The sequence below is a fragment of the Micromonospora sp. MH99 genome, assembly GCF_021442385.1.
In the GTDB taxonomy this organism is placed as follows: Bacteria; Actinomycetota; Actinomycetes; order Mycobacteriales; family Micromonosporaceae; genus Micromonospora.
This window is the reverse complement of record NZ_MUZA01000050.1, coordinates 1-22154: the sequence shown is the minus strand read 5'-3', so window position 1 is coordinate 22154 and position 22154 is coordinate 1. Positions and strand designations below refer to the sequence as shown.

The following is a 22154-nucleotide window of genomic DNA, read 5'->3' as shown; positions in this document are numbered from 1 at the left end:
CGGCCGCGGGTGTGTGCCTGCGGTCGTGCTCCGGCCCCTACGGCTGTGGCCGTGCTCCGGCTGTGGAGACGGCCAGCGCGCCGAGGTCGGTGGCGCGGCTCAGTGCCGCGGTCGGGCTGGCGCCGGCGAGCCACGCGGTGAGCAGACCGGCCGCGAAGGCGTCGCCCGCTCCCGTGACGTCCACCACCGCCACCCGACGGGCCGCAGCCGTGCAGACCGGCGTCGTGCGATCGACCCAGACCGCTCCCGCCGCACCACGCTTGACCACCACCCGCCGAGCCGTCGCCGACAGCGCCCGCCCCTGTGCCGCCGGGTCCAGCCCGCCGGCCAGCACCGTGGCCTCGTCCGCGTTGACCAGCAGCAGGTCGACATCGCGTACCCAACCCAGGAACGTCCGCGCGCCCGCGCGCCGCAGCGGCGCCGCGGACGCCGCGTCGACGCTGGTGGTGAGCCCGAGCTCGCGGGCGGCGGCCAGCGCCCGCAACCCCGCGCCGCGCGACCCGGCGTCCAACAGGGTGTACGCGGACAAATGCAGATGCCCCGCGTCGGGCACCGCCGCGAGGGCCTTCTCCACGTGCTCGGCGCTCAACGCGAGGTTCGCGCCCCGCGACGTGACCATGGTCCGCTCGCCGTCGGTCGCCAGCACGATCACCGTGCCGGTCGGGGCGTCTACCACCCGCTCGACCGCGCAGTCCACGCCCGCGCGATCCAGCTCGGCGATCCGGTCGCGCCCGGCGTCGTCGTCACCGACGGCGCCGACGAGCGTGACGGCCACCCCCTGCGCGGCGAGCCAGGCGGCGGTGTTGGCCGCCTGCCCGCCGCCGCCGAAACTGATCTCGGCCCCGGTGTCCGAACCGGCCGCCAGCGGCCCGGACAGCACCGCCACCACGTCGGTGATCACGTCCCCGACGACGACCACGCGGGCCGGAGGGGTCATGCCGGTACGGCGGAGGTGCGGGCGACCGCGGCGACCGCGATGCGCGCGGCCAGGTCGGCGTTGCGCAGGATGATCCGGACGTTCACCGCCAGGCTCGCGCCCTCGGTGGCCGAGTGGAAGTGCGTCAACAGGTACGGCGTGACGGCCTTGCCGGTGATCCCGTCCCGCTCCAGCAGGGCCAGGCCCTCGGCGAGGGTCCGGTCGTGCAGCTCTGGGTCGAGCTGCTCGTCGACCGGCAGCGGGTTGGCGACGAGCATGCCCCCGAGGTGCACGGCGTGCCCGTCCCGGGCGGCCAGCACGGCGGCGACCTGCTCCGGCGAGTCCACCGACCAGTCCAGGTCGAAGCCCGCGTCGGTTAGGTAGAAGCCGGGGAACCGGCGGGTGCGGTAGCCGATGACGGCCACCCCGAGGGTCTCCAGGCGCTCCAGCGTCGCGCCCACGTCGAGGATCGACTTGACCCCGGCGCAGACCACCGTGATCGGGGTCTGGGCCAGGGTGACCAGGTCCGCCGACTCGTCGAAGGTGTGCGCGGCCTCCCGGTGCACCCCGCCCAGGCCACCGGTCGCGAACACCCCGATTCCGGCGGCGGCCGCCACCGCGCTGGTCGCCGCCACGGTGGTGGCGCCGTCCGCGCCGGTCGCCGCCGCGACAGCCAGGTCGCGGACGGAGAGTTTCGTCACTCCATCGACGGTGGCCAGCCGGGTCAGCTGCGCGTCGTCCAGCCCGACCACCAGCTCGCCACCGATCATGCCGATGGTCGCCGGCACCGCTCCGGCGTCCCGGACCGCCTGCTCGATCTCCCGGGCCACCCGCAGGTTCTGCGGACGGGGCAGGCCGTGCGAGACGATGGTGCTCTCCAGGGCGACGACGGGTCGGCCGTCGCGCAGGGCTTCGGCGACCTCGGTGCCGTAGCTGATGCGAAAGTCAGTCACACCGGCACGGTACGGGGTCGGACCCCGGCCGGGCTCAAGTGGACCCGGCCGTGATGACCTGCCAAACTTGACGGTCGGAGGTGCAGACGTGAGCACAGAGGTTCTCGAGCGTCCGGAGCTGAAGGACGCCGACACCGGTCCCGAGATGTTCCATTACGTCCGCAAGGAGAAGATCGCCGAGAGTGCCGTCATGGGCACCTTCGTCGTCGCGCTCTGCGGGGAGACCTTCCCGGTCACCAAGGCGGCCAAGCCGGGCTCGCCGGTCTGCCCCAAGTGCAAGGAGATCTACGACTCGTACCGCGAGTGAAGCGGGGCCGGCGCTCCGGCCGGCGACGTAGCCTGCGGCGGTGACCACCTCCACCGCCCTGCTCCTCGCCGACCTGACCGGGGTGGCCGTCTTCGCCGCCTCCGGTGCCTCGGCGGCGGTGGCCAAACGACTCGACCTGTTCGGGGTCGCGTTCGTCGGCTTCGTGGCCGCGCTCGGCGGCGGGATCCTGCGCGACCTGGTCATCGACGAGGTGCCGCCGCTCGCTTTCGCCGACTGGCGGTACGCCGCCACCGCGGCGATCACCGCGCTCGCCGTCTTCTGGCTGCACCCGCAGCTCGCCCGACTGCGCACCACGGTGCTGGTGCTCGACGCGGCGGGCCTCGGTCTGTTCACCGTCACCGGCACGCTCAAGGCGCTCGACGCCCGGGTTCCGGCGGTCGGCGCGTGCCTGATCGGCATGCTCACCGCGATCGGCGGAGGGCTCGGCCGGGACCTGCTGACCGCCGAGATCCCGGTCGTGCTGCGCCGGGAGATCTACGCGCTGGCCGCACTTGCCGGTTCGGTCCTGGTGGTGCTGCTGTACGTCAGCGGCCAGACCGGGCCCGCGCCGCTCACCGCCGCCGCCGTCCTGGTGGTCGGGCTGCGCCTGATCGCGCTGCGTCGACGCTGGTCCGCGCCGGTGGCCACGCTGCGCCCGCCGCGCGCCGACGGTGCCGATCCCCGCACGGACCGGGAGTGGTGAACGTTCGTCGGATGTGACCAGCGTGGCGTCGCCTGGGCCGGCGGGCCCGCGCTGGTTATGCTGAGTCGGCCTTCGCGGCAGCTTCTGCGCGGAGGCGTTTTCATGGGCGGCGGTACTCGTGGCCCTCGCCCGGTGTCCGCCCTCGTGCGGTCGGAGAGGAGCTTTCGCGTGGCAGCCCGGACACCGGTGCTCGAGACGTTCCCGGCCCTACGTGCCTGGCAGCGCAAGGCCCTGGTGGAGTACCTGCGCCGCCGTACCGAGGACTTCACCGCGGTCGCCACGCCGGGCGCCGGCAAGACCACCTTCGCCCTGCGGATCGCCGCCGAACTGCTCGGCGACGGCACCGTCGAGGCGGTCACTGTGGTCGCGCCCACCGAGCACCTGAAGAACCAGTGGGCCGAGGCCGCGGCCCGGGTGGGCATTCAGCTCGACGCCGCGTTCCGCAACGCCGACGTGCACTCGGCGGCCGACTTCCACGGTGCGGTGGTCACCTACGCCCAGGTGGGAATGGCCCCGCAGGTGCACCGGCGGCGCACCATGACCCGTCGCACCCTGGTCATCCTCGACGAGATCCACCACGCTGGCGACTCCCGTTCCTGGGGCGACGGCGTCAAGAACGCCTTCGAGCCCGCCGTACGCCGGTTGATGCTCACCGGTACGCCGTTCCGCTCCGACGACAACCCGATCCCGTTCGTCACGTACGAGCGGGGCGGTGACGGGCTGCTGCGCTCCCACGCCGACTCGGTCTACGGCTACGCGGACGCGCTGCGCGACGGGGTCGTCCGGCCGGTGCTCTTCCTCGCGTACTCCGGGGAGACCCGCTGGCGCACCAACGCGGGGGACGAGTTGGCGGCCCGCCTCGGCGAGCCGATGACCCAGGATCTGGTGGCGCAGGCGTGGCGTACCGCCCTGGACCCGGCGGGGGACTGGATGCCGCAGGTGCTGCGGGCCGCCGACGCCCGACTCACCGTGCTGCGCAACGCCGGCATGCCCGACGCCGGCGGTCTGATCATCGCCACCGACCAGCAGACCGCCCGCTCGTACGCCAAGCTCATCGAGCAGGTGACCGGCGAGAAGGCCGCAGTGGTGCTCTCCGACGACCAGGGCGCGTCCGCGCGGATCGCGACGTTCGCGGCGTCCGACCAGCGGTGGCTGGTCGCGGTGCGGATGGTGTCCGAGGGGGTCGACATCCCCCGACTGGCGGTCGGTGTCTACGCCACCAGCGCCAGCACCCCGCTCTACTTCGCCCAGGCGATCGGCCGGTTCGTGCGGGCCCGCCGCCCCGGCGAGACCGCGTCGGTCTTCCTGCCCAGCGTGCCGCACCTGCTCGGGCTGGCCAGCGAGATGGAGAACGAGCGGGACCACGTCCTCGGCAAACCCAAGGACTCCGACGGCTTCGACGACGAGCTGCTGGAACGCGCGCAGCGCGACGACCAGGCCAGCGGGGAGTTGGAGAAGCGGTTCGCCGCGCTCTCGGCCACCGCCGAACTGGATCAGGTGATCTTCGACGGCGCGTCGTTCGGGACCGCCGCCCAGGCCGGCACCCCCGAGGAGGAGGAGTACCTCGGCCTGCCCGGCCTGCTCACCGCCGACCAGGTCTCCCTGCTGCTCACCAAACGGCAGGCCGCACAGCTCGCCGCCCAGCGCCGTCGTACGGCCGACGGGGCCGCTCAGCCGGCCGCTGCGCCCTCCGCGGCGCCGCCGGTACCCATGAGTGCCGCCCAACGCCGCGTGGCGCTCCGGCGCCAACTGAACGCTCTGGTGGCCGCCCGGCACCATCGCACCGGCCAACCCCACGGCAAGATCCATGCCGAGTTGCGCCGGCTCTGCGGCGGCCCGCCGAGCGCCCAGGCCACCATCGAGCAGCTCGAGGAACGCATTGCCACCGTCCAGACCCTCTAGCCCGCGTGCACCCCGTGCGCCGGGCGCAGGGTGCGGGGGCCGTGCGGGGTCGGTGGGTAGATACCGAAAAGCCGACCGGAGGCGCCCCGTGGGGTGCCTCCGGTCGGCTATGTCGGTTTGCGGACTTAGTACTTAGTTCGCCATCAGGTCGGCGCCACGCCAGCTGAAGTCGGGCTCCGTCGCGAACCGCTCGGTGATCTTCACGAGATCCTCCGCGTACTTGTTCGCGTGGTGCCCGCAGAACACCAGTTCGCTCCCACCCGCCAGAGTGATCCGGAGCTTCCCGGCAGCATTGCAGCGGTCGCACCGTTCATCGGCGGCTGGGGGAACCACCGTCTCGGGCGGCGGCGTGAGGGTCGAGTTCATCGCCTTCCTCCTCTGGTCGTCACCGATGAACAATCTCTTCGGTCGTTGCTCACCTATCGTGCAACACCCGTGCCGGGCACTGCCTTCCCTGTGTGCCCGCGGGGGACCGAGGTCACACATGGCAGGGACAGTGTGCCGTGAACCCAGGGTGCCACGTCAACGATCACATTCGTGCATCCGGACGATCACCATCTGGTGTTGCACACCAGGTGATCAAAACGACACGTCCGGTTGACGAAACCGGCTCAGTCCAGGTAATCCCGCAGGACCTGCGACCGGGACGGGTGACGCAGCTTGGACATCGTCTTGGACTCGATCTGCCGGATCCGCTCCCGGGTCACCCCGTAGACCTGACCGATCTCGTCCAGCGTCCGCGGCTGACCGTCGGTCAGGCCGAAACGCAGCCGGACCACACCCGCCTCACGCTCGGACAGCGTCTGCAGCACCTGCTGGAGCTGGTCCTGCAGGAGCGAGAACGAGACCGCGTCGACGGCGACCACAGCCTCGGAATCCTCGATGAAGTCACCGAGCTGGCTGTCGCCCTCGTCACCGATGGTCTGGTCCAGCGAGATGGGCTCCCGGGCGTACTGCTGGATCTCCAGCACCTTCTCCGGTGTGATGTCCATCTCCTTGGCCAGCTCCTCCGGCGTGGGCTCACGGCCCAGGTCCTGGAGCAGCTCGCGCTGTATGCGGCCGAGCTTGTTGATGACCTCGACCATGTGCACCGGGATACGGATGGTGCGGGCCTGGTCGGCCATGGCGCGCGTGATCGCCTGCCGGATCCACCAGGTGGCGTACGTGGAGAACTTGTAGCCCTTGGTGTAGTCGAACTTCTCCACCGCACGGATGAGGCCGAGGTTGCCCTCCTGGATGAGGTCCAGGAAGGCCATACCGCGCCCCGTGTACCGCTTGGCCAGGGAGACGACCAGACGGAGGTTCGCCTCGAGGAGGTGGTTCTTGGCGCGCTCGCCGTCGCGGGAGATCCAGCCCAGGTCGCGGACCATCTCCCGGGCGAGCTTCTCCTCGCCCTCGTCGGCCGCGCGCAGCTGCTCGGCGGCGTAGAGCCCGGCCTCGATCCGCTTGGCCAGCTCCACCTCCTGCTCGGCGTTGAGCAGCGGGACCTTGCCGATCTGCTTCAGGTACGCCCGGACGGAGTCGGCGGAGGCGGTCAGCTCGGCGTCACGCCGGGCCTGCTTGAGCGCCTCGGACTCCTCGTCGTCCCACTCGAAGTCGTTGTCGGTGGCCGACGCGGCGGCGTCGGTCTCGGCGGCCTGGGCCAGCTCGGCCGGCTCCTCCACCACCACGTCCTCGATGGCGGCGGCGAGCTCCTCGGGGTCGATCTCACCCTCGGCGCCCTCGCCCTTGGCCTTGCCGCCGGCCTTGACCGGCTTGGCTCCGGCCGCCGCGGCGACCGTCGCCTTGGTGGCGCGGGTCGACTTGGTCGCCTTCGCCGGGGTGGCCGCTGCGGCGGCGACCTCGGCGGTGCTGCCGGCGGCCTTGCGAGCGGCCACCTTGCGCGGCGCCGGCGTCGACGGCGCCTCGTCGGAGGCGGGCGCCTGCTTCGGGGCGGGCGCGGCGGCCTTCTTGGTGGTCTTGGCGGTGGTGGCCCGGGACGCGGGGGTCGTCGAGCGGGCCGCGGCGACCCGGCGGCGGGTGCTCGCCGAGCCGTCCACCACGACGGTCACTCCCGCCTCGGAGAGCGCCCGCAGGATCTTCTTGGCCTGGGCCGGAGTCACCTCGGCGGTCTCGACGGTGCGCGCGAGCTGAGCCGACGTGAGCTGACCACCGGCGCTCTGCGCGTGGGCGATCAGGGTGTCGGTGAGCGAGCGAACGTCGGCGCCGGGCTGGCGGGGTTCTGTCACGAATGACCTTCCGGAGGCGAAGAGCGGGCACGGCCGGATCGTCCGGCACAGCGTGGGGCAACCGGGCCGGGCGATGTGGTTGAGGGACCCCCGTGTCCCGGGCCGGCCGGTGGTCGGCGGTCCGTGGCGCGTGGGCAGGGGTGAATTGTAACGCCGTCTGCGGCGATCATCCTGCGCCGCACGGCGTAACGTCGGCGGGACCGCCGATTCGGCGCAGATGTGGACTTTGTAAGGATGATACTCGCGCACGGCCCGGAACGCCCCGGTCGTACGGGAAGGGGACCCTGGAATGGACCGTTCGGCGCCGCCACCGCGGGAACTGTTGGCGATCGCGATCGAGGTGGCTCGGGACGCCGCGGCCACCGCGTACCGGATGCGGGCCGAGGGCGTGTCCGTGGCGGCGACCAAGAGCACGGTCACCGACGTGGTCACGGCGGCGGACCGCGCCGTCGAGCGGCAGGTCCTCGACGCGCTGCGCGCGTTGCGGCCGGGGGACGCGGTCCTGGGCGAGGAGTACGGCACGCAGGCCACCGGTCCGGCGGAGCCGGACGGCGTGCGGTGGATCGTCGACCCGATCGACGGCACCGTGAACTACCTCTACGGGTTGCCGTACAGCGCGGTGTCGCTGGCGGCCGAGGTGGACGGGGTGGTGGTCGCCGGCGTGGTGCGCAACGTGAACACCGGCGAGGAGTGGACCGCCACCGCGGGCGGCGGCGCCTGGCGCGACGGCGTCCGGCTGCGCTGCTCCGGGGAGACGGACCTGGGGCAGGCGCTGGTCGGCACCGGCTTCGGCTACGACGCCGGTCGGCGGGCGCACCAGGCGTCGGTGGTGGCCGGGCTGATCGCGTCGGTGCGGGACATCCGCCGCCTCGGAGCGGCCGCCCTGGACCTCTGCCTGGTGGCCGAGGGGCGGCTGGACGCGTACTTCGAGAAGGGCCTGGCCGCCTGGGACCTGGCCGCCGGCGGGCTGGTGGCCGCCGAGGCGGGCGTGCGGGTCTCCGGCCTGGCGGGTAGCTCGCCCGGCCCGGATCTGGTGATCGCGGCCCCGCCCGCCCTGTTCGCCGAGCTGCACGACCGGCTGGCCGCCCTGGACGCGTCCGGCGGCCCCTGACCGCGCCGCCGTCGTGGACCGGGACGCCCGGCGCGGGCGTCCCGGTTACGCCGTCACTTCTTGGCGGCGGGGGACGGGCAGGAACCGGCCGGCGCGACAGGCGGGCCCAGGTCGCCGAGGGACTGGTTGACCTCGGTGGTGGTGGCGAGCTGCTGGAAGCCGTTGCCCAACACCACGTCGACCACGTCGTCCGTGCGCTTCTCGTCGTAGACCGGCTCGGCGTTGTTGAGGAAGTACGCCTTGAGCAGGTGGGCGGAGCTGACACCCTTGGGTCCGAACTTCAGCACGGCGACGTCGTCGATGCCCTTGGGCGCGTTGCCGACCTTCTTGACCTGGAACTTGCGGTTGCGGAAGTCGTCCGCGACGGCGCCGGCCCGGCCCGGCTCGATTGTCGCGTTCAGGACGTTGATCTTGACATCCTTGGGCTCGTGCAGCGTGACGTCGGCCAACGGCCAACCGTCCGGGCAGCCGCCCGCCGCGCCGGCCTCGCCCTGGCTGTCGCGGACGATCGCGGTGATCACGAACGCCAGGGCCAGGACCCCCAGCAGGCCGACGACGACGAGTGCCCGCACTCGCGCAAAACTCATCTGGGCGCTCCCGAGACCTCAGGTGGGTGGCGGCGGCCGCCAACGATCGCACTGACCGCCGGCCGTCGAATACGCCGCTGAGGTTAACGGTTGTCCGGCCGTCGCGTGGAAACAGTCCGACATGCCGGCGCGGCGACCGTGAACCGGGTACTACTACCCCTATCTTCGTGTCGCCTGAATCACATTGGGAACAACTTGGCGTGCGGGGGCGTACATCTCAGCCACAAGGGCGGTATACATGCCTCGCCCAAGGGGGGGTAAGGTTCCGCGCTCGCAGGGGAGTGGCCCCAGCGGTCCCGACCCGTACGGTCCCCCGGGTCGGGTGCCCGACACAAGTGGTTGCCGGCCAGCGGAACCGAAACAGCGTCGTCCGGCGTTACAACCGGAAGCGACAACATCGATATGGGAGAGTGACATCCGATGGCCACCGACTACGACGCTCCGCGTCGCGACGAGGTCGACCTCGGCGAGGACAGCCTGGAAGAGCTCAAGGCCCGGCGCGTCGACTCACAGTCGGGCGCGGTGGACGTCGACGAGGCCGAGGTCGCCGAGAGCTTCGAGCTGCCCGGTGCCGACCTGGCCGACGAGGAGCTCACTGTCAAGGTGCTACCGATGCAGCAGGACGAGTTCCGGTGCGCCCGCTGCTTCCTGGTTCACCATCGCAGCCAGCTGGCGGTCGAGCGCAACGGCGAGCTGATCTGCCGAGAGTGCGTCTGACACTCACGACACCGGCGGCGGCCTCCTGATCGGGGCCGCCGCTACCGGTGTAGGCATGCAACGCCGGTGGGTACCTGCTTGACTCGTAGCGGGTAGCCACACCACCGGGAGGTCCGACCCATGAGCGATCGAGGCGACACCACCGGCGACGGCGCGGACGATCTCGGCGCCACCGTCGCGGCGTTGACCGCGGACGACATCGAGCCGGCCCGGCGGCGGCAACTGCTCACCCGGATGGTGGGGCAGGCCCGCAGCCGAGGCATTTCCGACCTGTTCAAGCCCCGCGCCGCCGTGCGCTGGATGACCGACACGGTGGCCGAGATCGCCCCGCACGTACCGGTGCGGGACCTGGCCACCCTGCGTCGACACTTTCCCGGCCTGGACGACGCCGCCCTGGCCGAGCGACTGATCCGCAACGCCTCCCGCGCCACGGCCGGGATCGGCGCGGCCGGCGGGGGAGTCGCCGCCGTCGAATGGACCGTCGCACCCACGCTGCTCTCCGCGCCCGTGCTGCTCGCCGCCGAGACCGTCGCCGTCGTGGCGGTGGAGCTGAAACTGATCGGTGAGCTGCACGAGCTCCACGGCGTGTCGCTGCCGGGCGCCGGCAGCCAACGAGCGGTCGCCCTGGTGCACTCCTGGGCCACCCAGCGCGGCGTCAACCCGATGGTGCCCGGCGTGGGGGTGGGCGCGGTGCTCGGCACCGCAGCCCGCAAGGAGATGCGCGACATGCTGCTGCGCCGCTTCGGGCGCAACCTCACCACCCTCGGGCCGTTCCTGACCGGCGCGGCGGTGGCCAGCTTCCTCAACCGCCGGGCCACCCGGCAGATGGCCGACCAGCTCCAGGTGGACCTGCGCCGCCGCGGCATCGCCCGGCCGGCGCCGCCGCCGGCCCTGCCCGGCCCGCCGACGGGCACCTGAGCGGGGTCGCCGGCGTCGGTCAGCCCGGCTCGCCGGCCGTACGGTCGACGGGCCGGCCGGCGTCCCGCGCGGCCAGCACCGCCTCGGCCAGCTCGACCGGACGCCTCGTGCTCACCACCCAGAAGGGGGTCGGGTCGGCCGGGTCGTCGAGCACCACCTGCACGGCGCCGCCGATCCAGGGCCGCTGCACCACGAAGGCGAGAGGGTCCGCGCCCACACCGAGCACCTCACGGCGACCGGCGACGTCCAACGGGATCACGTCGGCCACGAAGCGCACCGGCAGGCGGGCGTCGTCCACCCGCAGCTCGGCGTCGACGACCGCGACGCGGATCCGGCCCACCCACCACAGCCCGGCGGCGGTGAGCGGCAACAGCACGGCGAACGGCAGCCAGGCGCGGACGCCGCCGGCGCCCATCCAGATCTCGACGGCCAGCAGCGCGGCGGCCACCAGCCCGGTCAACCACAGCCACCAGGGCAGGTCCAGCCGTTCGGCGTACGCCGGACGGGCCGGCGCCGGCGGCCGATCGGCGGACGGAGAGGGCGACATGCTCACTCCTGCGAGGGTACGGCGCACGGCGGGCCGGCCAACCGGCAGGATGGCAGGGTCACCGGAGACAACCGGACGAAGAGGGGACCCGTGACCGACGTCGTACCCGTGCCCGTACGGCTGCTCGATGCCGAGCTGCCGCTGCCCACGTACGCCCATCCCGGCGACGCCGGGGCCGACCTGGTGGCCGCCGCGGACGTGGAGCTGCCGCCCGGCGGTCGGGCCCTGGTGCCCACCGGCGTGGCCGTCGCCCTGCCGGACGGGTACGTGGGCCTGGTCCATCCGCGGTCCGGCCTGGCGGCCAGGCTCGGCGTGACGGTGCTCAACGCGCCCGGTACGGTCGACGCCGGCTACCGGGGTGAGATCATGGTCAACCTGATCAATCATGATCGGGACACGCCCGCGAAGATCTCCCGTGGCGACCGGATCGCCCAGCTCGTGATCCAGCGGGTCGCCCGGGCGCGGTTCGAGCCGGTGGCCGAGCTGCCCGGGTCCTCGCGCGGGTCCGGCGGGCACGGCTCGACCGGCGGGCACGCTCAGCTGGTGCCGTCACCGGCCGGCCAGGAGTGGGCCGACCAGCGGCGGGCCGAGCCGGGCCACGGGCAGACGGAAGAGGTGGCAGGGTGATTGTGAACAGCGGAGGGTGGGCGCAGTGATCTTCTCCCGAAAGCGGGCCGATGCCGGGCGGCACACCCGCGACGAGCGGACCACCGAGGTCCTCGACGAGGGCACCGGGGCGTCCGCGCCGGCGCTCGTGCGCGGGCCGTACGACATCTCCGAGGTCGACGACGAGGTGCAGCGCCTCGACCTCGGCAGCCTGCACATCCCGGCGGTGGCCGAGGTGGAGGTGCGGGTGCAGGCCGACCCGCAGGGCGTGATCCAGCAGGTCGTGCTGGTGCACGGGGACAACGCGCTGCAGCTCGGCGTCTTCGCCGCCCCCCGGTCCGAGGGGATCTGGGACGAGGTGCGCGAGGAGATCCGGCAGTCGCTGCTGCGCGACGGCGCCGCCGCCCAGGAGGTCGAGGGCGAGTACGGCCCGGAGCTGCACGCCCAGGTGCGCACCCCGGACGGCCCGACGAACCTGCGGTTCGTCGGCGTCGACGGGCCGCGCTGGATGGTCCGGGGCGTCTTCCAGGGCCCGGTGGCCACCGACCCGGCCAGCGCCGGGCCGCTCGCCGAGTGCCTGGACGGCCTGGTGGTCGACCGTGGGCAGGAGGCAAAGCCGGTCCGTGAGCCGCTGCCGCTGCGCCTGCCCCGCGAGATCGCCGACCAGGCCGACGCCGAGGGCGGGGACACCTCCGCCGCCGCCGAGCCCCGCCAGGTCTGACCGGGCGCGCACCGGCCCGCCGGAACCGGCCCCGTCGGCGTACGCTGGCGGGACGGTTCCGGCGTCGCCGGAACTGGGCCGGTGCCGGCCTGAGCCGGTGAGCGTGGAGAGGGTGACGCGGAGGTCATGACGACCGACGAGGGCCGGGTGTCGCTGCGGCGCATCCTGCAACGGTTCACCGCCAGCGAGGCCGAGATCGACGCGCAGGAGCTGCGGCAGGAGAGCGCCGAGTGCGGCGGTGTCCTGGCCCAGCAGTGCTCCCGGGGCCAGGTGGTCTCGGTGGCCGGTCGGCTGCGCACAGTGGTCTACACGCCGCGCACCAACCTGCCCACCCTCGAGGCCGACCTGTACGACGGCAGCGACGTCGTCACCCTGGTCTGGCTGGGGCGGCGGCACATCTCCGGGATCGAGCCGGGGCGGCACCTGACCGCGCGCGGCCGGGTGGCGATGCGCGACGACCGCAAGGTCATCTACAACCCGTACTACGAGCTGGACTCGCCGAAGTGACGGCACCGCGGACGGAAGGCCGGGCATGACGACGGGACAGCACCGGGCAGCACAGCCGGAGACCGATCCTCCGCAGGACGACGAGCCGCTGCCCACGATCGCCGAGCAGATGGCCGACCAGCTCGGCGGCTGGCGGGGGCTTGTCGAGTCCAGCATCCCGGTGGTCGTCTTCGTGCTCGCCAACATCATCGGCGACCTGCGGCCCGCCGTGATCGCCTCGGTGGCCGTCGCGCTGCTGATCGCCGGGTTGCGGCTGGCTCAGCGCCGGCCGATCCGGCACGCGGTCAACGGGCTGTTCGGGGTCGGTATCGGCGCCGCCATCGCCTGGCGCACCGGCGACGAGCGGGATTTCTACCTTCCCGGCATCCTCTACGGCATCGGCTACGGCATCGCCCTGCTGATCTCGGCGGCCATCCGCCAGCCCCTCGTCGGGTGGATCTGGTCGGTGCTGGTCGCCAAGGGCCGCTCCGAGTGGCGGGCCGACCCGAAGCTGGTGCGCGTCTTCACCCGGCTGACCGTGCTCTGGGGCGTGGTGTGGCTCGCCAAGGTGGGCGTGCAGGCCGGGCTCTACCTGGCCCACCAGGACACGGCGCTAGGCGTGGCCCGGCTGGCGCTGGGCTACCCGCCGTACGCGCTGCTGCTGCTCATCACCGTCTGGACGGTGCGCCGGGTCACCCGGGAGCCGCAACCCACCCCGCTGCCGGGCGCCTGAGCGACAGCGCCGCCCGCGCCCCGCGGCTCAGTGGGAGCCGCGGGTCCGCTCGACGCTGTCCGGACCGAGGATGACCGCGCGGACGTCGTCCTCCACCTCGGCGGTGCAGACGAAGATCAGCTCGTCGCCGGCCTCGATGGGGTCGTCCGGGCTGGGCACCAGGACCCGCTTGCCGCGCAGGATCGCCACCAGGGCGGAGTCGCGGGGCAGCGGCACCGCGTGCAGGGGCTGACCGACGTAGGGCGCGGTCGGCGGGAGGGTGATCTCGACGAGGTTGGCCTCGCCCTGCCGGAAGGTCATCAACCGGACCAGGTCGCCGACGGTGACTGCCTCCTCGACCAGGGCGGCCATCACCCGCGGCTTGCTCACCGCGACGTCGACGCCCCACTGCTCGGTGAAGAGCCACTCGTTCTCCGCCCGGTTGACCCGGGCCACCACCCGGGGCACCGCGAACTCGGTCTTGGCCAGCAGCGACAGCACCAGGTTGGTCTTGTCGTCGCCGGTCGCCGCGACCACCACGTCGCAGCCGGCGACGTTGGCCTCCTCCAGGCTGGCCACCTCGCACGCGTCGGCGAGCACCCACTCGGCGGCCGGAACCCGGTCCGGCCGGAGCATCTTCGGCTGCCGTTCGATGAGCATCACCTGGTGGCCGTTCTCGATCAGCTCCTGAGCGATCGAGCGACCCACGTTGCCGGCGCCCGCGATGGCAATCCGCATGGCTCAGTGCCCCCCTTCCGGCGGGGTCGCCGCCACCGACGTGACAGTCGCCACGATGTCGTCGCTGACCAGCATGAACACCTGGTCGCCCTCCTGGACGACTGTGGACGCGGTGGGCAGCGTGCCGATGCCGAAGCGGATCAGGTAGGCCACCCGCGCGCCGGATGCCTCCTCCAGGGCGCGCACCGGTCGGCCGATCCACTCCTTGTGCACCGGGACCTCGACGATCGACACGGTGCTCGTCGGGTCGCGGAAGATCTCCACGTTGCCCTCGGGCACGAGGTGCCGCAGCATCCGGTCGGCCGTCCAGCGCACCGTCGCCACGGTGGGAATGCCCAGCCGCTCGTAGACCTGGGCCCGGCGCTGGTCGTAGATCCGGGCCGCGACCCGGGACACGCCGAACGTCTCCCGGGCCAACCGCGCCGAGATGATGTTGGAGTTGTCGCCGCTGGAGACGGCCGCGAAGGCGTCCGCGCGCTCGATGCCGGCCTGGCGCAGCACCTCGCCGTCGAAGCCCGCCCCGGTCACCGTGATTCCGGCGAAGTCGGGGCCGAGCCGGCGGAAGGCGTCGGCGTCCTGGTCGATCACCGCCACCGAGTGTCCCCGGGACTCCAGGCTGTGGGCGAGGGTCGACCCGACCCGGCCACATCCCATGATCACGACGTGCACGCTGTCCCTCCCAAGGTGCGTACCGCTGCCGCTGGCCCTTTCGCCGCCGGTGGCTCCGAGTCCGAGCCTGCCACGTCCTTCTCGACAGCGGGACCGACCGTACCGCGTCCTGTCTGCCCCCCGTGATCGCCCACCCCCGCGTTCGGACCGTGGTGGTCGTACCCTTGGCGTTCGTGGCCAGACCCACCTCGCTGTTGAAGCGACTGCTCCTCGGTCGACCGTTCCGGTCCGACCGACTGCAGCACACCCTCCTGCCGAAGCGCATCGCGCTGCCCGTGTTCGCCTCCGACGCGCTGTCCAGCGTTGCGTACGCGCCTGACGAGATCCTGCTGACCCTGTCCATCGCCGGGGCGTCGGCGTTCCTGTTCTCCCCGTGGATCGCCCTCGCGGTGGTCGTGGTGATGCTCACGGTGGTGGCCAGCTACCGGCAGAACGTGCACGCCTACCCCTCCGGCGGCGGCGACTACGAGGTGGCCACGGTCAACCTCGGACCGAAGTTCGGGGTCGGCGTGGCCAGCGCCCTGCTTGTCGACTACGTGCTCACCGTGGCCGTGTCGGTCTCCTCCGGCGTGGCGAACCTCGGCTCGGTGGTGCCCTTCGTGGCCACCCACAAGGTCATGATCGCGGTGCTCGCGGTGGTCCTGCTGACCGCCGTCAACCTGCGCGGACTGCGCGAGTCGGGCACCGCGTTCGCCATCCCCACGTACGGCTTCGTGATCGTGATGGGCGGAATGCTGCTCACCGGCCTGTTCCGCGTCTTCGTCCTGGGTGACGACCTCCGTGCGCCCAGCGCCGACCTGGTCATCCAGGCCGAGCACAGTGTGACCGGGTTCGCGCTGGTCTTCCTGCTGCTGCGGACGTTCAGCTCGGGCGCCGCCGCGCTCACCGGCGTGGAGGCGATCTCCAACGGCGTGCCCGCGTTCAAGGCGCCCAAGAGCCGCAACGCCGCCACCACGCTGCTGCTGCTGGGCGCGATCGCGGTGAGCCTGCTCGTCGGGATCATCTGGCTGGCCCGGCTGACCCACCTGCAGTTCGTCGAGGACCCGGCCCTGCAGATCGTCTCGGGCCCCGACGGGTACGTGCAGAAGACGGTGACCACCCAGCTCGGCGAGACGGTCTTCGGCTCCGGCTCGTTCCTGCTCTACGTGGTGGCCGGGATGACCGCGCTCATCCTCTTCCTGGCCGCGAACACCGCGTTCAACGGTTTCCCGGTGCTCGGCTCGATCCTCGCCCAGGACCGCTACCTGCCCCGCCAGTTCCACACCCGGGGCGACCGGTTGGCCTTCTCCAACGGCATCACCTCGCTCGCCCTCTTCGCGATCGTGCTGATCGTCGGGTTCCAGGCCGAGGTGACCCGCCTCATCCAGCTCTACATCGTCGGCGTCTTCGTCTCGTTCACCGTCTCCCAGGCCGGCATGATCCGACACTGGAACCGGCGCCTGCGCACCGAGCGGGACCCGGAGGCGCGCAAGCGGATGCACCGCTCCCGGGCCATCAACACCTTCGGCATGGGTCTGACCGGCACGGTGCTGGTGATCGTCCTGATCACCAAGTTCCTGCTCGGCGCCTGGATCGCGATCGCGGCGATGGCGGTGATCTACGCGCTGATGCTGGCCATCCGCCGGCACTACGACCGGGTCGCCACCGAGCTGACCCCGCCGGACGAGGGCCGGGCCGTGCTGCCTGCCCGGAACCACGCGATCGTGCTGGTCAGCAAGCTGCACCAGCCGACGCTGCGGGCCATCGCGTACGCCCGGGCCACCCGGCCGGACACGCTGACCGCGGTGACCGTCAACGTGGACGAGAAGGACACCCGCGACCTGCAGGCCGACTGGGAGCGGCGGGAGATGGCGATCCCGCTCACAGTTGTCGACTCACCGTACCGGGAGATCACCCGGCCGATCCTGGACTTCGTCGCCTCGACCCGTCGTTCGTCACCGCGCGACGTCGTCACCGTCTTCATCCCCGAGTACGTGGTGGGGCGCTGGTGGGAGAACCTGTTGCACAACCAGAGCGCGCTGCGCCTCAAGGGTCGACTGCTCTTCGAACCGGGGGTGATGGTGGTCAGCGTCCCGTGGCAGCTCGCCTCGACCGCCAGCAAGAACCTGGACCGGTTGGACGCCACGCTCTCCCGTACGCCCGCGCGCGGGCCGCGGGGCACCGTGCCACCAGCGGTCACCGCGCCGCCGCCGGACGAGTCCGGCCCGGTGGACAGCGAGACGGTCGGGAACGGCCGTGACTGAGCGGACCACGCCATCCGTGACGGCCGCTACCGAACGGGGCCTGGCGGAGGCGGAGCGGGTCGAGCTGACAGTCGACGCGGTAGCCCCCGGCGGGCACTGCGTGGCCCGGGTGGACGGGCAGGTGGTGTTCGTCCGGCACGCGCTGCCCGGTGAGCGGGTGATCGCCGAGGTCACCGAGGTGCACCGGGGGTTCGTCCGGGCCGACGCGGTGACCGTGCTGGACCCCTCACCGGACCGGGTGGAGCCGCCCTGCCCGTACGCGAGGCCGGGCGCCTGCGGCGGCTGCGATCTGCAACACGTCGCCCCGGACGCGCAGCTGGCCTGGAAGACCGCGGTCGTGCGCGAGCAGCTGGTCCGCCTCGGCGGGCTCGCCGACGCCGAGCTGGACCGGCTGGGCGTCCAGGTCGAGGCGCTGCCGGGCGGGTCGCTGGGCTGGCGATCGCGGGTCCGCTACGCGGTCGACGCCGCGGACCGCGCCGGCCTGCTCAAGCACCGCTCGCACGAGGTCGTGCCGATCGATCGCTGCCGGATCGCCCACCCGGCAATCCAGCAGCTGCCCGTGCTCACCCCGACCGGCACGCGCTGGCCGGCGGCCGAGGCGGTGGAGACCGTCGCCAGCACCGGCGGGGACGTGAGCGTCGCCGAGGTCCGCGACGGGGTGGCCACGCCGGTGAGCGGGCCGACCGAGGTCCGCGAGGTGGCCGCCGGGCGGGACTGGGCGCTGCCCGCGTCCGCCTTCTGGCAGGTGCACCCGGCCGCGGCGGACACCCTGTCCACTGCCGTGCTGGAGCTGCTCGACCCGCGTCCGGGCGAGGTGGCCTGGGACCTCTACGGCGGGGCCGGGCTGTTCGCGGCGGCCCTCGCCGGCCGGGTCGGCGACGCGCGGGTCACCCTTGTCGAGTCGAGCCCGACCGGGGTGGACGCGGCCCGGGTGAACCTGGCCGACCTGCCCCGGGTCGAGGTGGTCGCCGCCCGGGTGGAGACCGCGCTGGCCCGCCGACGGATCACCGGCCCGGTCGACGTGGTGGTGCTCGACCCGCCGCGCTCCGGCGCGGGCGCCCCGGTGGTGCGCGACATCGTCGCCGCCGGTCCGCGGGCCGTCGCGTACGTGGCGTGCGACCCGGCCGCCTTCGCCCGGGACGTGCGCACCTTCGCCGAGCTGGGCTGGCGGCTGGCCGCGCTGCGCGGCTTCGACCTGTTCCCGATGACCCAGCACGTCGAGCTGGTGGGCCTCCTGCTGCCGGTCGACGCTCCTGATGTGGACCGGCCCTGACCAGGCGCTCAGCGGCCCACCGCGGTGCGTACGGCTCGGGCCAGGCTGCGGAGTGTCGGACGGCCGATAGACTCTCCGGTCATGAGTGTTGAAGAGGACACGGCCAACCACGGCCGGTTGCTGGGGACGGTCCGCGGTCCGCAGGACGTCAAGCGGATGTCGGGCGAGGAGCTGGATGTGCTCGCCGCGGAGATCCGCGACTTCCTGATCGCCAAGGTCTCCCGCACCGGCGGGCACGTCGGGCCCAACCTCGGTGTGGTCGAGCTGACGCTGGCCATGCACCGCGTCTTCGACTCCCCCCGGGACCGGCTCCTGTTCGACACCGGCCACCAGGCGTACGTTCACAAGATCATCACCGGGCGCCAGGCCGGCTTCGACAAGCTCCGCCAGCGCGGTGGCCTCTCCGGCTACCCCAGCCAGGCCGAGAGCGAGCACGACCTCATCGAGAACTCGCACGCCTCCACCGCGCTCTCCTACGCCGACGGCCTGGCCAAGGCGTACGCCCTGCGGGGTGAGGCGCGCAGCGTCGTGGCAGTGGTCGGTGACGGCGCGCTGACCGGCGGCATGTGCTGGGAGGCGCTGAACAACATCGCCACCGCCGGCAACTCCCTGGTCATCGTGGTCAACGACAACGGGCGGTCCTACTCGCCGACCATCGGCGGCCTGGCCGACCACCTCTCCTCGTTGCGGCTCAACCCCGGCTACGAGAAGGTCCTCGACACGGTCAAGGACGCCCTGGGCTCCACCCCGCTGGTCGGCAAGCCGATGTACGAGGTGCTGCACGCGGTCAAGAAGGGCATCAAGGACGCGGTCGCCCCGCAGGCCATGTTCGAGGACCTCGGCATCAAGTACGTCGGCCCGGTGGACGGGCACGACGTGGCGGCCGTCGAGTCGGCGCTGCGCGCGGCGAAGAACTTCGGCGGCCCGGTGATCGTGCACGCGGTCACCCGCAAGGGCTACGGCTACCGCCCCGCCGAGGAGGACGAGGCCGACTGCCTGCACGGCCCGAGCAGCGCCTTCGACGTGGAGACCGGCACGCTGCTGGCCGCCCCCTCGGTGAAGTGGACCCACGTCTTCGCCGACGAGCTGCTGGCCATCGCCGACGAGCGCCCGGACGTGGTGGGCATCACCGCCGCCATGGCCGAGCCGACCGGCATCGCCAAGCTGGCCCGCAAGTACCCCGAGCGGGTGTACGACGTGGGCATCGCCGAGCAGCACGCCGCCACCTCGGCGGCCGGTCTGGCGCTGGGTGGGCTGCACCCGGTGGTCGCGGTCTACGCCACCTTCCTCAACCGCGCCTTCGACCAGGTCCTGCTGGACGTGGCGATGCACAAGCTGCCGGTGACCTTCGTGCTGGACCGCGCGGGCATCACCGGCCCGGACGGCCCCAGCCACTACGGCATCTGGGACATGTCGGTCTTCGGCGTGGTGCCCGGCCTGCGGATCGCCGCTCCCCGGGACGCCGCCACGCTGCGGGAGGAGCTGCGCGAGGCGCTGGCCGTCGACGACGGCCCGACAGTCGTGCGGTTCCCCACCGGCACTGTCGCCGCCGACCTGCCGGCCGTGCGCCGGGTCGGCCCGGTCGACGTGCTGGCCGAGTCGGCGCGTACCGACGTGCTGCTCGTCGCCGTCGGCTCCTTCGGTCAGCTGGGCATGGAGGTCGCGGCCCGGGTCGCCGAGCACGGCTACGGGGTCACCGTCGTCGACCCCCGCTGGGTCCGCCCGGTGCCGGCCGAGCTGGTCGAGCTGGCCGCCCGGCACCGCCTCGTGGTCAGCGTCGAGGACGGCGTCCGCGTCGGCGGTGTCGGCGACGCCCTCGGCCAGGCCATGCGCGACGCCGACGTCCGGGTGCCGCTCAAGGACCTGGGCGTACCGGCCGACTGGCACCCGCACGGCACCCGTGCGCAGATCCTCGCCGACCTCGGCCTGACCGCCCAGGACGTCGCCCGGAACGTCACCGGCTGGATCTCCGGCCTGGACGCCAGCCCGGACCGGCTGACCCCCAGCGACACGGCAGCCCAGAACTAGCTCGACTGTCCAGCTCGACCCGGCGGCGGGCACCCCTACGGGGCGCCCGCCGCCGGCGTTCCCCGCCATACCCCTGCCCGGTCGATCATGGAGTTGTGGTCCCTCGCAAAAGGGGCGAATAAGTATTCAACGCCCACCACCAGTTCATGATCGACCGGGTGGGGGGTGTGGGGGTTAGCGCGGGCGGGGGCTTACCGAGCGGTAGTGGGTCTTGTCGGTGTTGGCCAGGCTGTAGGTCTGGGTGCTGTCCGGCTCGGGGACGACCACCAGGCCGGGACGCTCCACCAGCAGCGGGGTGCCCGGCGGCACCGAGAGGGAGCTGTCCCGGGTGGCCCGCCAGCTGAGCACCACCAGGGGCTGGCCGGGCACCGGCAGCTGGTACGTCTGCAACGGCGTGGCCCGGTCGGCCGGCGAGACCACCGGCGCGCTCCCGTCCGCCGGCCGGTAGACGACAGCGGTCATCATGCCGGCGTCGGTGTCCCAGCTGAGCTGCTGCAACTCGGCCGGCTCGCCACCGCCCAGAGCCACCTCGCCGAGTGAGCGGACCGAGAGCTTCGCCATCGGCCAGGACGTCGGCACCGACTTCGGCGCGTCCCGGTCGCCGATCCGGCGCGGGATGCTGCCGAACGGACCCCGCTCGCCGGCCAGCACGCAGGTGTCCAGGCCGGTGAGCGCCCGCCGGCCCGCGCCGGACTCGTCACGGACCAGCGGATAGCGCGGGTCGGTCGTGCCGGTGCCCAGGTCCAGCAGCCGGTCGGCGGCCCGCCCACGGGGCAGCGACTCGGTGGCCCGCAGGGTCGCCGTCACGCCCACCGCCGTGCAGGCCGGCACGTCCACCGGGGCGCTGAGGCCGTCGGCGACGGTCAGCGCCCGGCCCTGCGGGCCGAGCAGTTGCTGCACGCGGGCGGAGACCAGATAGCGCCGACCACCGGCCGTCTGCACCGGCAGCACGTCGGAGTAGACCAGGTAGCCGGGGTCGGTGTACTCGGTGGCGCGGGCGATCGCGTACCGGCCACCGTCGCCGGCGAGTTGCAGCAGCCAGGACGCGCTCTCGCCGGGCACGTCGGCCGCGACCAGGGCCACCGGCGCCCCGTCGACCCGGCCCGAGAAGAGGATGCCGGACGAGGGCAGGTGCGCCCGGTCGTCGGCCGGTGAGCGCCAGTCGCGGACGGCCCTGGTGACCGCCGCCGTCGCCGCCGCGTCACCGGCCAGGTCGCCGCGGGGCGGCCACACGGCAAGCGTGCCGTCGAGGCTGTCGTACCCCACCCGCAGGTCGCGGGGCGTGCGCTCCGCGACGGGACCGCACGCGGTGGCGGTCAACAGCGCGGTCAGCAGGACGCTGAGCGCCCTGCCGTGCCGGCGGCCCGGAGTCACCTGATCCGCCCCCGATCGCCTCGCCGTCGTTGTGGGAAAGCGCCATAGTACGAGATGTCCGACGCGACGCCGCCGCTGGCCGGTCCCGCACCCACCACAATGGACGTCACCGGGGCTTTAGTGCCTTTTCGCCGCTCGGGTAGACTCCGCCGACTGTGACGCCTGCCGAGTCCCGCGCCCTGTCCGCGCCGCACCCGGAGGCGGCCGGCCCCGACGAGACAGTGAGCCACCACACTCCCACCGCTTCCCGGGCCAGGGCCGTCGGCGCTCCCGGCGGCACCGCCGCTCCGGCCTCCCATGCCGGCGCCCGCGTACGCACCGTTGGGCGCGAGCCCGAGCCCGCCACGACGACGGTCGCCGCCGCGCCGGCCGAAGCCCCACCGGCAGCGCCGGCCGAGACCCCGGCAGCGCCGGC

At 72.9% G+C, this 22154-nt stretch carries 22 protein-coding genes and 1 pseudogene; 14 read left to right on the top strand and 9 right to left on the bottom strand.

Annotated elements, in window-relative coordinates; all coding sequences use genetic code 11:
- Positions 1-37: 37 nt before the first annotated feature.
- Entirely contained in the window at positions 38-937 is a 900-nt protein-coding gene (locus B0E54_RS22935) for a carbohydrate kinase family protein (RefSeq protein ID WP_234587957.1), read from the bottom strand.
- The gene (locus B0E54_RS22930) at positions 934-1869 is read right to left on the bottom strand and encodes a pseudouridine-5'-phosphate glycosidase (protein ID WP_234587956.1); all 936 of its coding nucleotides are present in this window, start codon (positions 1867-1869) and stop codon (positions 934-936) included. The genes B0E54_RS22935 and B0E54_RS22930 overlap by 4 nt, the downstream gene beginning before the upstream one ends.
- 88 nt (positions 1870-1957) lie before the next feature.
- Here B0E54_RS22930 and B0E54_RS22925 point away from each other — a divergent pair, with 88 nt between their 5' ends.
- The 3 genes from B0E54_RS22925 (at position 1958) to B0E54_RS22915 (ending at position 4781) form a co-directional block, all read left to right on the top strand.
- Positions 1958-2176 (top strand): DUF3039 domain-containing protein, encoded by a 219-nt coding sequence (locus B0E54_RS22925; RefSeq protein ID WP_007456912.1) that lies wholly within the window; start codon positions 1958-1960, stop codon positions 2174-2176.
- Between the two features lie 40 nt (positions 2177-2216).
- Positions 2217-2879: a trimeric intracellular cation channel family protein gene (locus B0E54_RS22920; RefSeq protein WP_234587955.1), complete on the top strand. Its 663-nt coding sequence runs from the start codon at positions 2217-2219 to the stop codon at positions 2877-2879.
- Positions 2880-3047: 168 nt separating this feature from the next.
- Complete coding sequence (locus tag B0E54_RS22915) at positions 3048-4781, top strand: DEAD/DEAH box helicase (RefSeq protein ID WP_234587954.1); 1734 nt, start codon at positions 3048-3050, stop codon at positions 4779-4781.
- 132 nt (positions 4782-4913) lie between these two features.
- Here B0E54_RS22915 and B0E54_RS22910 read toward each other — a convergent pair whose 3' ends face one another.
- Positions 4914-5147 (bottom strand): hypothetical protein, encoded by a 234-nt coding sequence (locus tag B0E54_RS22910; protein ID WP_234587953.1) that lies wholly within the window; start codon positions 5145-5147, stop codon positions 4914-4916.
- 245 nt (positions 5148-5392) lie between these two features.
- Positions 5393-7009, bottom strand: coding sequence for an RNA polymerase sigma factor (locus B0E54_RS22905; RefSeq protein ID WP_234587952.1), 1617 nt, complete (start codon positions 7007-7009; stop codon positions 5393-5395).
- A gap of 289 nt (positions 7010-7298) precedes the next feature.
- On the opposite strand from B0E54_RS22905, the gene B0E54_RS22900 reads away from it, so the two are divergent.
- The gene (locus tag B0E54_RS22900) at positions 7299-8120 is read left to right on the top strand and encodes an inositol monophosphatase family protein (protein WP_234587951.1); all 822 of its coding nucleotides are present in this window, start codon (positions 7299-7301) and stop codon (positions 8118-8120) included.
- 53 nt (positions 8121-8173) lie between these two features.
- Here B0E54_RS22900 and B0E54_RS22895 read toward each other — a convergent pair whose 3' ends face one another.
- On the bottom strand, positions 8174-8692 hold the full coding sequence (locus B0E54_RS22895; RefSeq protein WP_234587991.1) for a LytR C-terminal domain-containing protein: 519 nt from the start codon (positions 8690-8692) through the stop codon (positions 8174-8176).
- 435 nt (positions 8693-9127) lie between these two features.
- Between B0E54_RS22895 and B0E54_RS22890 the strand changes: the two genes are divergently transcribed.
- Positions 9128-9424, top strand: a complete 297-nt coding sequence (locus B0E54_RS22890) for a DUF4193 domain-containing protein (RefSeq protein ID WP_007075406.1) — start codon at positions 9128-9130, stop codon at positions 9422-9424.
- A gap of 120 nt (positions 9425-9544) precedes the next feature.
- The gene (locus tag B0E54_RS22885; protein ID WP_234587949.1) at positions 9545-10342 is read left to right on the top strand and encodes a hypothetical protein; all 798 of its coding nucleotides are present in this window, start codon (positions 9545-9547) and stop codon (positions 10340-10342) included.
- A gap of 19 nt (positions 10343-10361) precedes the next feature.
- Here the strand turns inward: B0E54_RS22885 and B0E54_RS22880 are convergent, their stop codons facing one another.
- Complete coding sequence (locus tag B0E54_RS22880) at positions 10362-10895, bottom strand: DUF3093 domain-containing protein (protein ID WP_374109306.1); 534 nt, start codon at positions 10893-10895, stop codon at positions 10362-10364.
- An 84-nt stretch (positions 10896-10979) separates the two neighbouring features.
- On the opposite strand from B0E54_RS22880, the gene dut reads away from it, so the two are divergent.
- The 4 genes from dut (at position 10980) to B0E54_RS22860 (ending at position 13435) form a co-directional block, all read left to right on the top strand.
- A complete protein-coding gene (gene dut / locus B0E54_RS22875; RefSeq protein ID WP_234587945.1) occupies positions 10980-11516 on the top strand; it encodes a dUTP diphosphatase in 537 nt (178 codons plus the stop codon).
- Positions 11517-11541: 25 nt separating this feature from the next.
- Positions 11542-12216: a DUF3710 domain-containing protein gene (locus B0E54_RS22870; RefSeq protein ID WP_234587943.1), complete on the top strand. Its 675-nt coding sequence runs from the start codon at positions 11542-11544 to the stop codon at positions 12214-12216.
- 126 nt (positions 12217-12342) lie between these two features.
- Positions 12343-12723, top strand: a complete 381-nt coding sequence (locus B0E54_RS22865; RefSeq protein ID WP_234587941.1) for an OB-fold nucleic acid binding domain-containing protein — start codon at positions 12343-12345, stop codon at positions 12721-12723.
- Between the two features lie 25 nt (positions 12724-12748).
- Positions 12749-13435, top strand: coding sequence for a DUF3159 domain-containing protein (locus B0E54_RS22860; protein WP_234587938.1), 687 nt, complete (start codon positions 12749-12751; stop codon positions 13433-13435).
- 27 nt (positions 13436-13462) lie between these two features.
- On the opposite strand, the gene B0E54_RS22855 is transcribed toward B0E54_RS22860, so the two are convergent.
- Positions 13463-14152 (bottom strand): TrkA family potassium uptake protein, encoded by a 690-nt coding sequence (locus B0E54_RS22855; protein WP_234587936.1) that lies wholly within the window; start codon positions 14150-14152, stop codon positions 13463-13465.
- A 3-nt stretch (positions 14153-14155) separates the two neighbouring features.
- Positions 14156-14821 carry a TrkA family potassium uptake protein gene (locus B0E54_RS22850; RefSeq protein WP_234587934.1) on the bottom strand — a complete coding sequence of 222 codons (666 nt, stop codon included), beginning with the start codon at positions 14819-14821 and terminating at the stop codon, positions 14156-14158.
- Between the two features lie 173 nt (positions 14822-14994).
- On the opposite strand from B0E54_RS22850, the gene B0E54_RS22845 reads away from it, so the two are divergent.
- The 3 genes from B0E54_RS22845 (at position 14995) to dxs (ending at position 20365) form a co-directional block, all read left to right on the top strand.
- Positions 14995-17064 carry an APC family permease gene (locus B0E54_RS22845; RefSeq protein WP_234587932.1) on the top strand — a complete coding sequence of 690 codons (2070 nt, stop codon included), beginning with the start codon at positions 14995-14997 and terminating at the stop codon, positions 17062-17064.
- A complete protein-coding gene (locus B0E54_RS22840) occupies positions 17057-18337 on the top strand; it encodes a class I SAM-dependent RNA methyltransferase (RefSeq protein ID WP_374109305.1) in 1281 nt (426 codons plus the stop codon). Before B0E54_RS22845 ends, B0E54_RS22840 begins: the two co-directional genes overlap by 8 nt.
- Positions 18338-18418: 81 nt before the next feature.
- Positions 18419-20365: a 1-deoxy-D-xylulose-5-phosphate synthase gene (gene dxs, locus B0E54_RS22835; RefSeq protein WP_234587931.1), complete on the top strand. Its 1947-nt coding sequence runs from the start codon at positions 18419-18421 to the stop codon at positions 20363-20365.
- Between the two features lie 174 nt (positions 20366-20539).
- Here dxs and B0E54_RS22830 read toward each other — a convergent pair whose 3' ends face one another.
- A complete protein-coding gene (locus tag B0E54_RS22830) occupies positions 20540-21739 on the bottom strand; it encodes a hypothetical protein (protein ID WP_374109304.1) in 1200 nt (399 codons plus the stop codon).
- Positions 21740-21894: 155 nt separating this feature from the next.
- On the opposite strand from B0E54_RS22830, the pseudogene B0E54_RS22825 reads away from it, so the two are divergent.
- Positions 21895-22154: pseudogene (locus B0E54_RS22825) on the top strand (hypothetical protein); the annotation flags it as partial.

Bases quoted from the DNA above. Each gene is read 5' to 3' on its own strand.
- B0E54_RS22935 (WP_234587957.1), bottom strand. From the start codon at position 937: ATGACCCCTCCGGCCCGCGTGGTCGTCGTCGGGGACGTGATCACCGAC.
- B0E54_RS22910 (WP_234587953.1), bottom strand. From the start codon at position 5,147: ATGAACTCGACCCTCACGCCGCCGCCCGAGACGGTGGTTCCCCCAGCC.
- B0E54_RS22900 (WP_234587951.1), top strand. From the start codon at position 7,299: ATGGACCGTTCGGCGCCGCCACCGCGGGAACTGTTGGCGATCGCGATC.
- B0E54_RS22890 (WP_007075406.1), top strand. From the start codon at position 9,128: ATGGCCACCGACTACGACGCTCCGCGTCGCGACGAGGTCGACCTCGGC.
- B0E54_RS22885 (WP_234587949.1), top strand. From the start codon at position 9,545: ATGAGCGATCGAGGCGACACCACCGGCGACGGCGCGGACGATCTCGGC.
- B0E54_RS22865 (WP_234587941.1), top strand. From the start codon at position 12,343: ATGACGACCGACGAGGGCCGGGTGTCGCTGCGGCGCATCCTGCAACGG.
- B0E54_RS22860 (WP_234587938.1), top strand. From the start codon at position 12,749: ATGACGACGGGACAGCACCGGGCAGCACAGCCGGAGACCGATCCTCCG.
- B0E54_RS22855 (WP_234587936.1), bottom strand. From the start codon at position 14,152: ATGCGGATTGCCATCGCGGGCGCCGGCAACGTGGGTCGCTCGATCGCT.
- dxs (WP_234587931.1), top strand. From the start codon at position 18,419: ATGAGTGTTGAAGAGGACACGGCCAACCACGGCCGGTTGCTGGGGACG.